Genomic DNA, 14,623 nt, shown 5'->3' on the forward strand with positions numbered 1-14,623 from the left:
GAAATTTATGGATAACGGCCTGATACTCCTGGTCGACGACGAGCCGGTGGTTTTGCAGATGCAAGCGGCAGCTGTTCGCCAGTTTGGCTTTGAAACATTGATCGCAGAAACCGCGGAAGAGGGGCTTTCTCTGACGCGAAAGTATCGCCCTTCGCTGGTGATCAGTGACGTTCAGATGCCGGGCGAGGGCGGCTTTGATTTTATCGATGCGCTTGAGCGGCAGGGCCTTAAAAACATGCCAACCATCTTCCTCACCGGTTATGACGATATTGAGATTATCCGCGGCGGTTTGCGCGCGGGCGGCGATGATTTTGTTATCAAGGGTGGCTCGGTCGAGAAACTGCGGAAGCGGATCGCTTTCTGGATGGCCAGTGGCTTTCAGGAACTGCCGAGCGACCTGCGGCGCCGGGCTTTGGTTGCCGCCAACGCCCTTAAGGGTGATAACTTCAGCGAGGTGGAGAACCATCTTGTTTTCAACCAGGGGCTTGTTGACCGGGTGGCTGCTACCGTGACCCACGAGATGGCAGGGGTCCCGACAGACTACGGCATCCGGCTGGTTGAGCGTGTGTGTGTGATGGGCCGTATATCCAAGCTGATCATTGATGCCGCTGAAGGCTTTGGTGATTTTGTGCGTTTCCCGGATTATTTTATTGCCGTAACCCAGCTTGTAAAGTCGGGATGGGCGCGTGAATTCTGGCCGCTTCTCAAGCGGTTTGAGGACTGGTCATGTGATACGCGTTTTGTGCTGGCGGGTGTGGAACCGTTGCAGCCGATCAAAGACTATGACTGGTTCGTGGAAGGTCTTGAGTAAAAGCCTTTACTCCAAATCAATCGCCATATTGTCCAGAAGCCTGACGCTGCCTATACGAGCGACAGCTATTACCCGTGCCGTACGATCAAACGTATCAAGAATTTCAAGGCTATCTGGGTCCACTACCGATATATAGTCGACCGACTTGAAGCCAGCGGCCAAGAGGCGACTTGAAGCCTTTTCCTCTGCCTGCCTGAGTGGCGTGCCGCTTTTAACGGCAGCTACCAAGTCTTTCAGTATCACATTGAACTGGCCTGCAACCTTCCGCTCTTCAGCGCTCAGATATGCGTTCCGAGACGAGGCAGCGAGGCCGTCTTCCTCGCGGATCAGCGTGCCGCCCATGATCTGAACCGGGATGTTGAGGTCAGCCACAAACCGGCGGATCACCGCAAGTTGCTGGAAGTCTTTCTCACCAAAGATGGCAACATCCGGCAGGCACTGAAGCAACAATTTGCTGACAACAGTGGCAACACCGTTAAAATGATCGGGCCTGAGTGCACCTTCAAATTTGTCGGAAATACCGCCCACGCTGACCTTGGTTGCAAAGCCGTTTGGGTACATCTCATTGGCATTTGGCGCAAAAACGAGGCTGGCGGGCGTGGTGGCTAGTTTCCTGCGGTCGTTTTCCTCGGTGCGGGGGTAGGTGTCGAAATCTTCACCCTCGCCAAACTGGGTTGGGTTGACAAAGATGGAAACCACAACCCGGTCTACCTTAGCGGCAATGGCATCAACGAGGGACAGGTGACCATGATGAAGGGCGCCCATGGTGGGCACAAGCCCGACCTGCAGGCCTTCAGCTTTCCAAGCAAAAACCTGATCGCGCAGTGCTTTTACGCTGCGAACCACGGGTACCGTGCCGGTCATTGTTATCCCCCGAAATTTGAATTTATCGCCAGTTGGGCGCTATCGAGCCCGTCGAGGTCGTTGTAGTTTATGATCGACAGGATGTCGCTCACATAATCTGCACCGCGCTCTGAATAGTCGATGAGCGCAGGTGCGAGCGCCGCCCCGGTGACCACAAGATTATGCTGTCTCAGCTCCGCGCGCCGCAGCCGCAGTTCCCGGTAGCTTGGGTGCCGGTTCAGGTTGGTCATATAGCTGAGCACACTATCAAGAAGATACTCAAAGCTTTTGACTTTATGGGTTTTTCCCTCCTCCCGCTCAAGCGGGGTCAGGCCTTCAGCGTCACCCCATACCCATTCGCCAAAAAGCGCATTGCCAGCTTGTGCAAATCGGCTTGTACCCCAGCCTGATTCCATCGCGGCTTGCGCGAGCGCGAGCGAAGGGGGGATAACATCCACCCGGAAGATCAACAGGTCCATATCCTGTAGTGAGAAGTTACGGTGGCGCCTTACGCGGTATTGCCGGGCTTTACCCTGAAGCCATTTCCGTTCGCTGGTTCTGAGAGGCACCCCGTTCAGCATTTTTTCCTTGAGCTTCAGAAGCACACCACGGTCAGCGATGATCAGCTCATTAGCGCGCAGGATGATGGGCAGCATGGCTGATGTAAACAGGCGCTTCTTTTCCCGGGCGTTCACAACCTCAGGCAAATTGTCCGGCAGGCGGGTGAGGAAAATGCGTGGCACAGCCTCAACCGCATGCATTTCCTTTTGCAGCAAGCGCGCGAGACGCGGGGTCATTGGCGTTTTTTTGCGAGGCGGCAGCTGGTGCGCCAGATAGTTGGCTTCATCGCCGACAAGAGCATGCGGGCGGGAGAGCTCAAGCAAATGCCGAGCTAACATGATTGGCCCCGCAAAGAGCACAAACATCAAAGCCAGCATCACAAACGTTTTTCGTACACGTAAGCGCACGATGTGCATTTCTCCCAAGGTTTATATTCTATATACCTAGCTAATAAATCTAGTTGCAAACGGCAAGATCGTCTAATGCTATGGCAAACGGGTGGCAAGTCTTGCTACTAGGTAATGTGTTTTGGAGGATACTCTGTGCCGGATAGTGTGGCAAACCCTGATAAAATGCCGGTTGGGCGGCCTTATCTTATCGTATTGGGGAATGAAAAAGGTGGCTCTGGCAAGTCGACCACGGCAATGCATATTGTTGTGTCGCTGTTGCGCGAAGGTCGCACTGTAGGAACCATTGATCTTGATGCCAGGCAGAAAAGCCTGACTCGCTATATCGAGAACCGGCGTGCTCATGCTGTGGGTAAAAAGCTCGATCTGCCGATGCCGATTGAGCTTGTTGTGCCCAAGTCGACGCTCAGGACATCAGATGAGGCAGAGGCGGACGAAAAGCAACGCTTTGAAGAAGCTTACCTGCAACTCATGGACAAGGTGGATGTTGTAGTGATTGACTGCCCGGGCAGCGATACTTTCCTCTCCCGTCTTGCGCACACCGCAGCAGACACGCTGGTGACGCCGGTGAACGACAGTTTTGTTGATCTGGATCTGCTCGCACGCGTTAACCCTTCAAGCCATAAGGTGGAAGGCCCAAGCCTCTATGCCGAAATGGTGTGGAAAGCGCGCCAGCGCCGCGCGATGGCAGATGGCGGCTCAATCGACTGGGTGGTGCTCAGGAACCGGGTGGGCGCGCTGCACGCGAAAAACAAGGAACGTGTGGAAGGTGTGCTCAATGAGCTGACGAAACGCATCGGCATCCGTCATATCTCGGGCCTTGGCGAGCGGGTAGTTTATCGTGAGCTGTTTCTGCGTGGCCTTACGCTCATGGACCTCAAGGAAGCAGGCGGCATCGACGGCAAGGGCATGTCGCTCAGTCATGTGGCGGCCCGGCAGGAAGTGCGCACGCTGATGGATGCGCTTAACCTGCCCTTCCGACAGCCTGAGAAGGTGGCCTGATATGATAGGTTGGTTGATCCTTGGCATTATTCTCGCGGGCATCCTGCTCACGCTCCTGAACTGGTGGGCGCGGGCCGATGTTAAATCGGCCAAGAGCCTGCTCTTCTGGTCGATCATTGCGCTTTGTGGCGTGTTTGGCTTGCTGTTGTTTGCAACCGGCAAGGGCTTTGCTGCTATTGTCCCTGCGGGCTTTGCGGCGTGGCGCATGTTTGGCGCGCCGCGTATGGCTAAGGGCGGTGGTGCTTCTGCGGGTGCGCCTTCGCGCCAGCCCAGCATGACCCGGTCGGAGGCCCTCGATGTGTTGGGGCTTGAGGACGGTGCGACTGATGCTCAAATAACCGCCGCCTACCGCAGCATGATGGCCAAGTATCACCCCGACAAGGGTGGGAACGATTGGATGGCGAGTAAACTGAACGAAGCCCGTAAAACCCTGCTTGGGAAATAGGCGGTTTAGGCATGCCTTTCTGCCAATCACGCATTGACGGCCAGCGCTTCGCCTGACACTCTAAGCGCATAAGATTTTATCTATTTTTTTCAGAGAGTTTGTCATGACCGCTCACGTTTTTCATTCAACGGTTTTACGGGAATATGATGTTCGCGGCATTGTGGGGGAAACCCTGCATACGGCGGATGCTTATGCGCTTGGTCAGGCTTTTGGTACCCATGTGCGCCGCGCGGGCGGCAGCCGGGTTTGTGTGGGCTATGACGGGCGTATCTCCTCGCCTGAACTGTCCTCTCGGCTCATGGAAGGGCTTGAAAGCACAGGGCTTGAGGTACTGAACGTGGGCCTTGGCGCCACGCCGATGCTGTATTATGGCGTGTTTGAGCTGGATACCGACGGCGGCATCATGGTCACCGGTTCGCACAACCCACCCAACTATAACGGCTTCAAGATGATGCTGGGCAAAAAGCCCTGTTTTGGTGCGGCGATCCAGGCGCTGGGCAAAACCGCCAACGCAGGTGATTTTGAAACCGGCGAGGGTAGCATTGCAGAGGTTGATATTTTTGACCGCTATGTGAAGCGCTTGCTGCGCGACTATGAAGGCGCGTCCTTCAAGGTGGCGTGGGACCCGGCCAATGGCGCCGCAGGCCCTGCGATTGAAGAACTGGTGAAACACCTGCCGGGTGAGCATATCGTGATCAATGCGGAAGTGGACGGCACGTTTCCGAACCACCATGCAGACCCAACGGTTGAAGAAAACCTTGAGCAGCTTAAGGACGTTGTTGCCAAACACGGCTGTGATATCGGGCTATCGTTTGATGGGGACGGTGACCGTATTGGCGCAATTGACGGCAAGGGCCGCGTAGTGTGGGGTGACCAGATGCTGGCCATCATGGCAGGTGACCTTTTGAAAGAAATTCCCGGCGCCCCCATCATTGCTGATGTGAAAGCAAGCCAAGCGCTATTTGACCGCATTACCGAGCTTGGCGGCAAGGCCATCATGTGGAAAACCGGCCACTCACTGATCAAGGACAAGATGGTGGAGCTGGAAGCACCGCTCGCGGGTGAAATGTCCGGCCACATTTTCTACAAACATAAGTTTTATGGTCATGATGATGCGATCTATGCCGGGCTTCGGTTTATGAACGCTATCGCGAAGCAAGGCGGTGATCTGGCGGCGCTCAAGGACGACCTGCCGCAGGCGATCAATACGCCGGAACTTCGCTTTGATTGTGATGAAGTGCGCAAGTTTGAAGTGGTGCGCGAGGTAAAGGCCCGGCTTGAGGCCGCAGGTGCGGATATGTCCACGGTGGACGGTGTTCGTGTGCAAACGGCTGACGGCTGGTGGCTCCTCAGGGCCTCAAACACGCAGGCCGTTCTGGTGGCGCGCTGCGAGGCCTCCACGGATGAAGGGCTTGTGCGCCTGAAGGCTGAACTTGTTGCAGCTCTTGCGCTTTCCGGTGTTGCGGCGCCTGACAACCTGTAGATTAAACGCCTGAGATAAGAAAATCTCATACCTTCACTGCATGTTTACTCTTTTAGAAGAGGCTATATGTACTACATTATGTAGGTATGGATTTTTCTGGAGGATCGATGCCTGACAAAAGACAAGATGGCGATGAGAGCGGTACAGGCACTGGCCTGCTGACCCGGTCTGAAACCAAGACCAAAAAGCCGTCCATGTATAAAGTCTTGCTCCTCAATGACGACTACACGCCGATGGAATTTGTGGTGCACATCTTGCAGCGCTTTTTCCGGATGAATATGGAGCAGGCGACAGAAGTGATGCTGCATGTCCACCAACGCGGTGTGGGCATTTGCGGAGTCTTTACCTATGAGGTGGCCGAAACCAAGGTCAACCAGGTAATGTCATTCGCACGCCAACATGAGCATCCATTACAGTGCACGCTTGAAAAAGAGTGATTGAGACGGGCCAATGCTGCCGAACGCGGCGAAAGCGCCTGATAAAGGATAGAACAGAGTGCCTAGATTTTCTCCCCATCTTGAAGAGACCCTGCACAGGGCGCTGAAAGAAGCAAACGAGCGCAGCCATGAGTATGCCACGCTTGAGCATTTGCTGCTTTCGCTGCTTGACGATCCTGATGCCATCTCGGTCCTTAAAGCTTGTGATGTGGATGTGGACCTGTTGCATTCCCAGGTGGTTGAGTATCTGGACGACGATATGGAAAACCTGAAGGTCGAAACTGATGGCCTTGAAGCAACCCCCACCGCCGGTTTCCAGCGTGTGGTGCAGCGTGCGCTTCTTCATGTGCAGTCATCCGGTCGTGAGGAAATGACAGGCGCAAACCTCCTTGTGGCCTTGTTTTCCGAGCGGGAAAGCCACGCTGTTTTCTTCCTGCAAAGCCAGGATATGACCCGGCTTGATGCGGTGAGTTATATCTCACACGGTATCGCCAAGGTGCCTGAATTGAAGGATGAACGCCGGGTACGCGGTGCGGAGGATGAAGAGGAAGCCGTGCAGGGCGACCAGCCAGCTGGCGGCGGCGAAAGCAAAAAAGCCGATACAGCACTTGCGGCCTATTGCGTTGACCTCAACGAGAAAGCCAAAGCAGGCAAGATTGACCCGCTGATTGGCCGCGCGGCCGAGCTTGAACGCACAGTGCAAATTCTTTGTCGCCGCTCCAAGAACAACCCGCTTCTGGTGGGTGACCCGGGCGTTGGTAAAACCGCCATTGCCGAAGGCCTCGCCCGCCGCATTGTTGAGCGGGATGTGCCGGAAGTACTGAATAATGCAGTGATCTATTCACTTGATATGGGCGCTTTGCTCGCGGGCACACGGTACCGCGGTGACTTTGAGGAACGCCTCAAAGCGGTGGTGAAAGAGCTGGAAGGCCGCGAAGGCGCCATCCTGTTTATTGATGAAATCCATACGGTGATCGGGGCTGGTGCCACATCAGGCGGCGCGATGGATGCGTCCAACCTCCTGAAGCCAGCGCTGGCCAGCGGCACGATCCGATGCATGGGCTCCACCACCTACAAGGAGTTCCGCAGCCACTTTGAAAAAGACCGTGCGCTTTTGCGCCGGTTCCAGAAAATCGACGTGAACGAGCCATCTGTAGATGATGCGATTAAAATCCTACGTGGCCTGAAGCCTTATTTTGAAGAGCACCATGCCGTGCGCTATACGGCTGAGGCGATCAAAACGGCGGTGGAACTGTCTGACCGTTATATCTCTGATCGCAAGCTTCCGGATAAAGCTATCGACGTGATTGACGAAACCGGTGCCGCGCAAATGCTGCTGCCACCGTCAAAGCGTAAAAAAACCATCGGTGTGAAGGATGTGGAGGCTGTGGTTGCCAAAATCGCACGCATCCCACCTAAAACCGTTACCCGCGACGAAAGCCGCGTGATGTTCACGCTTGAGGAAGACCTTAAGCGCGTTGTCTTTGGTCAGAACGCAGCGATTGATGCGCTGACCGCATCAATCAAGCTTTCCCGCGCGGGGCTTCGTGAGCCCAATAAACCTATTGGCTCATACCTCTTCAGTGGCCCAACGGGCGTAGGTAAAACCGAGGTAGCGCGCCAGCTTTCGCACCTCCTGGGAGTTGAGCTGCACCGGTTTGATATGTCGGAATATATGGAGCGGCATTCTGTTTCGCGCCTTATTGGTGCACCGCCCGGTTATGTCGGCTTTGACCAGGGCGGCTTGTTGACCGACGCCGTGGACCAGCACCCGCACTGTGTGCTGCTGCTTGACGAGGTTGAGAAGGCGCACCCTGATCTCTTTAACGTGCTGTTGCAGGTTATGGATAACGGCACGCTGACGGACCACAACGGCAAGAAGGTAGACTTCCGCAATGTGATCCTGATCATGACCACAAACGCAGGCGCGGCAGAGCTTAGCAAAACCGCTATCGGTTTCGGTCGCGAAACAAATACAGGCGCGTCGGAAGAAGCGGTTAAACGCATGTTTAGCCCCGAGTTCCGCAACCGGCTTGATTCGATCATCGCGTTTGACTTCCTGCCGCCCGAAGTTGTCTCTCGTGTGGTGGAGAAATTCGTGTTGCAGCTTGAGCTTCAGCTTGCTGACCGCAACGTTGAAATCTCGCTCACGGAAGAGGCAAAAGCCTGGCTCTCGGACAAGGGGTATGACCAGCACTATGGTGCACGGCCGCTTGCGCGTGTCATTCAGGAAAACATCAAAACCCCGCTGGCGGACGAACTCTTGTTCGGCAAGCTCAATAAAGGCGGTGAGGTTGTGGTGAAACTGAAAGACGGCAAGCTTGATTTTGAGGTAACCCCGCACGCACCAAAAGCCAAGCCTGAGAAAAAGGCGAAGGCGAAGAAAAAGGCCGCGCCGAAGGCCAGCGTGCCCGCAACCCGCCGCGAAAACAAACCACCGGTGCCGGTGAAATAGCGGGCAAGCTATTGGGCCCCGACTGGTGACGCAGGTTTTTATCGAGACAGAAAGACTGAAACTGCGCGATTGGTGTGATGCCGACCGCGCAGTTTTCGCAACCATGAACGCTGACAGGGACGTCATGCGCTATTTCCCTGCCACACAGAGCATGGAAGAAAGCAACGCATCGGTCGACCGCTGCATGGCGCGCATCAAACACGACGGCTTTGGTTTTTTCGCGGCAGAGCTGAAATCGACCGGAGAGTTTGTCGGTTTCATCGGTATTCAGAAAGCACCAGACTATCTGCCTTGCGCACCCGCCATTGAGATCGGCTGGCGCTTGAGCCCGAAGGTATGGGGGCAGGGGCTGGCGCCAGAGGGGGCAAAAGCTTGCCTCAAATATGCGTTTGACGTACTGCACGCCGATGAGGTGATTTCCATCACCACACACACCAACACCCCTTCCCGCCGGGTGATGGAAAAGATCGGCATGATCCGCGATGAGGCCGGTGACTTTGACCACCCCATGATCACTGAGGGCAGCCCCATACGCGCGCACGTGCTTTACCGGATTGGGCCTTTCTGAGAAAATTTCTCGTTCAACCAACTAGCAAACGCCTGGGAGTCCGTAATAACCGAGCCAGTGGCAGTTTCCCGACGGCTGTTGTCGCATACGACGTGATTGTGCTGAGCAGCAAACAGCAAAGTATGCCCTATGAGCGCTGCCTCTAATTCGGCAATGAGTGCGTTGGTAGTGATGACATCAGGGCGGGCACCGCTTTCAGTGTTGATGCTGATGCCTTTCTCGATAGAGCAATAGTAAAATTCGGTTCGTTCCACCTCCCTTATCGCTTCACCAATATTATTCTTGAGATCATTGAACTGCCCGAGCCCAAACTTGTCTGGCCGAATAAAGGCATACTCATTTTCCAGATATAGTGCGTCTGCCGCCTTGCGGTTGGCGTTGTCTAGATCAGTTTGAAATGACGAACGAGGCACTGGGTTGTCCTTGCGTCGCCAGTATTGGAAACCGAGTGTGCTCGCCAAATGTTCATGGATACGCTTTCTGAGGCACATGGACTTCCCGGCATAAAGGACAGTGACATTGGGGTAGCGCTGGATACACAGATATACACCGGGGCTTTCCAGCCCCATTTCCTCCGCAACTTCTGGGCCAGCCGGGAATTCCCCCGGCTTGAGCGACCCTTCCCAATCCAGCGTCACTTTAAGCTTTTCCATGTTTAGCCTTTTTTGAATGGGGTGTGGTCGGTGAGGATGTCCACATGGGCGTCAACCTCGGCGCGTTCATGCTCCAGATAGCGCGCGACAGCGCTGCGAAAACTCTCATTCCCTATCCAGTGCGCGCTATAGGTCTTTTGCGGCTCGTAACCCCGCGCCAGCTTGTGTTCGCCCTGCGCGCCCGCTTCTACATGTGCCATGCCGTGCGCGATGGCATAGTCGATGGCCTGGTAGTAACAGGCTTCAAAATGCAGGTTGTCGAAGCTTTCCACACAGCCCCAATAGCGGCCATAAAGCGTGTCTGCACCAATGAAGTTCAGGGCACCCGCGACGGCCTCGCCATCATGTTCGCACATTAGAAGCAGGATACGGTCGCCCATCAACTCGCCGATACGGCTGAAAAAGGCACGGTTCAGGTAGGGGCTGCCCCATTTTCGGCGACCTGTGTCCATATAGAAATCGAAAAAACGGTCCCAGTCGTCCTCACCAATCACATCGCCCTTGAGAAACCTGAAGGTGATACCTTGCTCCTCCACCCGCTTGCGCTCTTTCCGTATCTGCTTGCGCTTGCGCGACGACAGCACGCTGAGAAAATCTTCAAACGAGCCATAAGCCCGGTTATGCCAATGGAACTGCTGGTCAGTGCGGATCAGATACCCAGCGTCCTGCGCCGCTACCGTTTGGGCCTCTGGCATGAAAGTGAGATGAAGGCTGGATACGCCGAGTTCACTGGAGAGCTTTTGTGCGGTGCGGAGCAGTGCGCGTTCAAGTGCGGGCCGATCTTCCCCGTCCCGTATCAGCAGGCGAGGGCCGGTAACCGGCGTGAAAGGCACGGCGGATTGCAGTTTGGGATAATAGCTGCCGCCCGCTCGCTCATAAGCGTCAGCCCAGGCGTGGTCGAACACATATTCGCCGTAGGAATGCCCTTTGAGGAAAAGCGGCATCGCGGCGCATAATGTGCCGCAGCTGTTGCGAATGATCAGGTGATAGGGCTGCCAGCCAGTGTCCGCATTGGTGCAGCCGGTTTCCTCAAGGGCTGAGAGAAAAGCATGGCTCAGAAAAGGATTATCAGTGCCCGCGCAGGCATCCCAGTCATGTGCCGGGATCTGGCTGATGGAGCCCGCTATTTCTGCCTTCAGGTTCTCCCCGTCCGGCATCATGCTCCCCTTCAGCTCTTTTTGCCGACAATGGCGGGTTTCTCGAAGATCACAGCATCTGCATGCTGGCGGGCTATTTCTTCCATCTTGTCGTCGCGCACGGTCCAGGTCAGCAGTGGGTTGCCCTTTTTACGCCATGCGGTGCAGAAGCTGTTGGGTAACAGGTTCACGTCACAGGCAATGAAATCCGGTTTGCACTTATGCACCCAGTACTGAAGCGCCAGACGCGCTTTCATACTAAGCAGGAACTCCCGCCCGATGATAAGCCCGCGTGGGTATTTCGGCATATAGGTCCTGAACCAAGTCACGATGCGGGGGTCGAACGACATAACGGCCACGTTTTTGCCGTAGCCTTCAAACGCATGGCGCACACCGGCGCAAACCTTTTGCAGGTCTTTGCGTTTGTCGTATTTGATCTCGACAAACAAGGGTGTTTTCTGCTGCACTACATCCAGCACGTCCGGTAGGCTTGGCATTGGCAGGCCCGTGCTACCTACGGTGAACTCGTCCCTCAACTGGCGAAAACCCCATGTAGAAACATGGCCTTTGCCGTTGGTCATGCGCTCCAGTGTGTCGTCATGAAACACCACAATGATGTCATCGACCGTGGCGCGCACGTCAATCTCAAGAGCATAACCGGCGTCAACAGCAAGTTCCACGGCCTTGAGTGTGTTTTCCTCCGCCTCCGTTCCAGCCTCAAAAAGGCCACGGTGGGCGATGTCAAACTCAGTAAGCCAGGGGAATTCTCTTTTGCCGTTTGCCATGGTGTTTAGCCAATCTCTACAAGAGCATCGATTTCAACAGGAACATTAAGGGGCAGCGCGTTGGTGCCAACAGCCGAACGGCTGTGTTTGCCCGCGTCACCAAAAACGTCAACCATCAGGTCGCTTGCGGCGTTGATCACCTGCGGCTGGCTTGCAAAGCCGTCAACACAGTTGACAAACCCACCAAGCTTGACGATGCGCTTGACTTTATTCAGGTCACCACCGCAGGCAGCTTTCACCTGCGCAATGATATTGAGCGCACAAAGGCGGGCCGCCTTGCAGGCGTCGTCAATAGATACATCTGCGCCGACCTTGCCTTCAAACGCGACCTTGCCGTCCTTGACGGGCACCTGCCCCGAAACGCTCACAAGGTTTCCGCTGATCACAAAAGGTACATAGTTTGCGACCGGCACCGCAGGGGTGGGTATTTCGATCCCAAGATCAGCAAGGCGTTTATCAACACTCATTGGGCGCTCCAGCATTTAAAAAAAATATAAGAAAACTAAGCCCTTATAGCAAAGCGTTTGCCATAAAAAAAGGGCCTTGAAAGGCCCTTTGTATTCGCTGTTTTACCTTATGCGGAGCGCAGATGCCCGCCTTTGCGGCGATCCTTGTCCTGATACATGGCTTGGTCTGCGGCTTCAATCAGTTCGCCCGGGTCGGTTGCGGCATTGAAGGGATGCACGCCGATGGAGCACCGCACCGGAATGCGTGTTCCACCATAATGCACGCGGCCTTCATTGATGCGCGCCTGCAAAGCGCGGATACGGTCTTCGCCACCTTCCGCGTCACAACGGGTCAGGATAACAGCAAACTCGTCGCCTGCGATGCGCGCGACCACATCGCTCGGACGGATATGGCGCTTGATCGTTTTTGCAACGTATTCGCTGTTTTACCTTATGCGGAGCGCAGATGCCCGCCTTTGCGGCGATCCTTGTCCTGATACATGGCTTGGTCTGCGGCTTCAATCAGTTCGCCCGGGTCGGTTGCGGCATTGAAGGGATGCACGCCGATGGAGCACCGCACCGGAATGCGTGTTCCACCATAATGCACGCGGCCTTCATTGATGCGCGCCTGCAAAGCGCGGATACGGTCTTCGCCACCTTCCGCGTCACAACGGGTCAGGATAACAGCAAACTCGTCGCCTGCGATGCGCGCGACCACATCGCTCGGACGGATATGGCGCTTGATCGTTTTTGCAACAAACCTGAGCACAGCATCACCGGCCATATGGCCGTGAACGTCGTTGATGTCCTTGAAGCCATCAAGGTCAAGGAAACCAAGCACGCCGGTTTCATTGTGCCGGGCGGCGGACGCCAGCGTTTGCCCAAGCGCAAGCCGGAGGCCGCGCCGGTTGGGCACGCCAGTGAGCTCGTCGGTGACAGAAAGCTGCTCAAGATACGCGATGCGGTCCTGCTGCTCAGACATGCGCTGTTCGGCTGCGGCTGCAAAGCTCAACACCTCGGTGATCAGTTGCCAGCCTGTGCTGTCAAACTTCATCTCCGCATTGGCTGCGGTGCGCATCAACTTGCTTGCAAGCTTGCTCACATAGGGGTTGATCTCAGCTTTGTCTTTCAGCTTGTTCTTTTGCTCAATCATACTCTTCTCCAACACAGACTGTTGTTTGAAGAAGACGTAGCAAATGCCGTGCCATGATGTGATTAGATCAATGCATTGAAAATAAAAGGGTTATTTTCGTTTGTTTGTATCATTTGGGGCAGTTTTTGCCGCGTCAATCGAGCGCCCCTTCATAATTGCCGAGCTGCCGAAACGACCCTTGAGCGCATCCATCGCTTTTTCTGCCACGCGTTTTTTGGTGCGGGCAGGTTCTATCAGGTCAGGCTGGTCAGCCTCTGTCAGCGGGCGAAAATGGCTGACCCCGATACCAATCAGGCGGTAAGGCGTGCCGTCCGCCAGCGGCTTCAAAAGCTGCTGGCCCACCTCAAAGATATTGGTAGCCAACTGGGTGGGCGCATCCAGCGTGCGGGAGCGGGTGATGATGCGGTGCATGCTGGTTTTGAGCTTGAGGGTAATGGTAAGCCCCGCAAGCTCCTTGCGCTTGAGGTCGGTGGACACATTGTCCGAGAGCCGCCAGAGCTTCTCCTCAAGGCTCTCAAAGGTCACAAGGTCGCGGTCCAGCGTGCGTTCACTGGAAACACTTTTTACCGGTTGGCTGATGTTGACCTTGCGGGGGTCGACGCCGCGCGCGAGCCGGTAGAGCTTCAGCCCGGTTTCGCCGTAGCGCCGCATGAGCGTGGCTTCTTCCATCTCCTGCAACTGTGCGATTTCAGAGAGGCCATCTTTCGCGAGGTTTTTTGCGGTTTTGGCGCCAATGCCGTAAATGCGGGTGATGGGCAGGCCCGCCAGAATTTGCATCTTGTCAGTCTCGCCAATCACGGTAAAACCTCGGGGTTTATCCATGTCTGATGCCAGTTTTGCGAGGAACTTGTTGGGCGCGAGGCCGATGGAGACAGTGATGCCAATCTCGCGCTCAATCGTGGCGGCCAGCCGTGCGAGCTGCGCCGCAGGCGGCGCGTGATGCAGCCGCTCCGTGCCGGAGAGGTCCATGAAAGCTTCATCGATGGAGAGCGGTTCCACAAGCGGGGTGAGGTCGAACATCATCGCCCGTACTTGCTGGCCTACCTCGCGGTAGAGCGCCATATTGGGCGGCAGGATCACCGCGTCCGGGCACAGCTTTTTTGCTTTATACATGGGCATGGCGGAACGTACCCCGCTCATGCGCGCGATATAACAGCAGGTGGAAACCACGCTGCGGCCACTCGCGCCGCCAATGATCAGCGGTTTGGACGCCAGCTTTGGGTTATCGCGTTTTTCAATGCTGGCATAAAAGGCGTCACAGTCCAGATGCGCGATGGTGAGCGAGAGAAGTTCCCTGTGCGAGATAAGGCGCGGCTTGTTGCACTGGGGGCAGGGGCCTTTGGCGCGGTAAATATGAAAGCAGGACCGGCACAAAACCGGCGCATGCTCGTCGCTCCCGTCCTGGTTTTCCAAATGCGCGTCCGGCCCGGTCATCGGC

At 55.6% G+C, this 14,623-nt stretch carries 16 protein-coding genes; 7 read left to right on the forward strand and 9 right to left on the reverse strand.

Annotated elements, in window-relative coordinates:
- The first annotated feature begins 7 nt into the window (after positions 1-7).
- A complete protein-coding gene (locus ACOOGA_RS16855; protein WP_417462063.1) occupies positions 8-811 on the forward strand; it encodes a response regulator in 804 nt (267 codons plus the stop codon).
- Positions 812-817: 6 nt separating this feature from the next.
- On the opposite strand, the gene panC is transcribed toward ACOOGA_RS16855, so the two are convergent.
- Together panC and ACOOGA_RS16865 are read right to left on the reverse strand one after the other, a co-directional pair.
- Positions 818-1,675: a pantoate--beta-alanine ligase gene (gene panC, locus ACOOGA_RS16860; protein ID WP_417462062.1), complete on the reverse strand. Its 858-nt coding sequence runs from the start codon at positions 1,673-1,675 to the stop codon at positions 818-820.
- Between the two features lie 2 nt (positions 1,676-1,677).
- The gene (locus ACOOGA_RS16865; RefSeq protein WP_417462061.1) at positions 1,678-2,553 is read right to left on the reverse strand and encodes a glucosaminidase domain-containing protein; all 876 of its coding nucleotides are present in this window, start codon (positions 2,551-2,553) and stop codon (positions 1,678-1,680) included.
- Between the two features lie 204 nt (positions 2,554-2,757).
- Between ACOOGA_RS16865 and ACOOGA_RS16870 the strand changes: the two genes are divergently transcribed.
- From ACOOGA_RS16870 to ACOOGA_RS16895, 6 genes are all read left to right on the forward strand, one after another.
- The gene (locus tag ACOOGA_RS16870) at positions 2,758-3,624 is read left to right on the forward strand and encodes a division plane positioning ATPase MipZ (RefSeq protein WP_417462060.1); all 867 of its coding nucleotides are present in this window, start codon (positions 2,758-2,760) and stop codon (positions 3,622-3,624) included.
- Between the two features lies 1 nt (position 3,625).
- The gene (locus ACOOGA_RS16875; RefSeq protein ID WP_417462059.1) at positions 3,626-4,069 is read left to right on the forward strand and encodes a J domain-containing protein; all 444 of its coding nucleotides are present in this window, start codon (positions 3,626-3,628) and stop codon (positions 4,067-4,069) included.
- Between the two features lie 103 nt (positions 4,070-4,172).
- A complete protein-coding gene (gene pgmG, locus ACOOGA_RS16880; protein WP_417462058.1) occupies positions 4,173-5,552 on the forward strand; it encodes a phosphoglucomutase/phosphomannomutase PgmG in 1,380 nt (459 codons plus the stop codon).
- Between the two features lie 107 nt (positions 5,553-5,659).
- The gene (gene clpS / locus ACOOGA_RS16885) at positions 5,660-5,989 is read left to right on the forward strand and encodes an ATP-dependent Clp protease adapter ClpS (RefSeq protein ID WP_417457510.1); all 330 of its coding nucleotides are present in this window, start codon (positions 5,660-5,662) and stop codon (positions 5,987-5,989) included.
- Between the two features lie 58 nt (positions 5,990-6,047).
- Positions 6,048-8,444: an ATP-dependent Clp protease ATP-binding subunit ClpA gene (clpA, locus tag ACOOGA_RS16890; RefSeq protein ID WP_417462057.1), complete on the forward strand. Its 2,397-nt coding sequence runs from the start codon at positions 6,048-6,050 to the stop codon at positions 8,442-8,444.
- Between the two features lie 25 nt (positions 8,445-8,469).
- Positions 8,470-9,012, forward strand: a complete 543-nt coding sequence (locus tag ACOOGA_RS16895) for a GNAT family N-acetyltransferase (protein WP_417462056.1) — start codon at positions 8,470-8,472, stop codon at positions 9,010-9,012.
- Here ACOOGA_RS16895 and ACOOGA_RS16900 read toward each other — a convergent pair.
- The 7 genes from ACOOGA_RS16900 to ACOOGA_RS16930 all read right to left on the reverse strand — a co-directional run bounded on the left by ACOOGA_RS16900 (position 8,991) and on the right by ACOOGA_RS16930 (position 14,619).
- The gene (locus tag ACOOGA_RS16900) at positions 8,991-9,665 is read right to left on the reverse strand and encodes a hypothetical protein (protein WP_417462055.1); all 675 of its coding nucleotides are present in this window, start codon (positions 9,663-9,665) and stop codon (positions 8,991-8,993) included. The genes ACOOGA_RS16895 and ACOOGA_RS16900 overlap by 22 nt on opposite strands.
- Before the next feature lie 2 nt (positions 9,666-9,667).
- Complete coding sequence (locus tag ACOOGA_RS16905) at positions 9,668-10,822, reverse strand: GNAT family N-acetyltransferase (protein WP_417462123.1); 1,155 nt, start codon at positions 10,820-10,822, stop codon at positions 9,668-9,670.
- 11 nt (positions 10,823-10,833) lie between these two features.
- The gene (locus tag ACOOGA_RS16910) at positions 10,834-11,586 is read right to left on the reverse strand and encodes a glycerophosphodiester phosphodiesterase family protein (protein WP_417462054.1); all 753 of its coding nucleotides are present in this window, start codon (positions 11,584-11,586) and stop codon (positions 10,834-10,836) included.
- A 5-nt stretch (positions 11,587-11,591) separates the two neighbouring features.
- Complete coding sequence (locus tag ACOOGA_RS16915; RefSeq protein ID WP_417462053.1) at positions 11,592-12,053, reverse strand: RidA family protein; 462 nt, start codon at positions 12,051-12,053, stop codon at positions 11,592-11,594.
- Between the two features lie 107 nt (positions 12,054-12,160).
- Positions 12,161-12,427 (reverse strand): GGDEF domain-containing protein, encoded by a 267-nt coding sequence (locus ACOOGA_RS16920; protein WP_420429054.1) that lies wholly within the window; start codon positions 12,425-12,427, stop codon positions 12,161-12,163.
- Positions 12,428-12,483: 56 nt separating this feature from the next.
- The gene (locus tag ACOOGA_RS16925) at positions 12,484-13,185 is read right to left on the reverse strand and encodes a GGDEF domain-containing protein (RefSeq protein WP_417462052.1); all 702 of its coding nucleotides are present in this window, start codon (positions 13,183-13,185) and stop codon (positions 12,484-12,486) included.
- 90 nt (positions 13,186-13,275) lie between these two features.
- Positions 13,276-14,619 (reverse strand): DNA polymerase IV, encoded by a 1,344-nt coding sequence (locus tag ACOOGA_RS16930; RefSeq protein ID WP_420429056.1) that lies wholly within the window; start codon positions 14,617-14,619, stop codon positions 13,276-13,278.
- Positions 14,620-14,623 lie beyond the last annotated feature (4 nt).

Source organism: Kordiimonas sp. (assembly GCF_965216265.1).
Lineage (GTDB): Bacteria > Pseudomonadota > Alphaproteobacteria > Sphingomonadales > Kordiimonadaceae > Kordiimonas.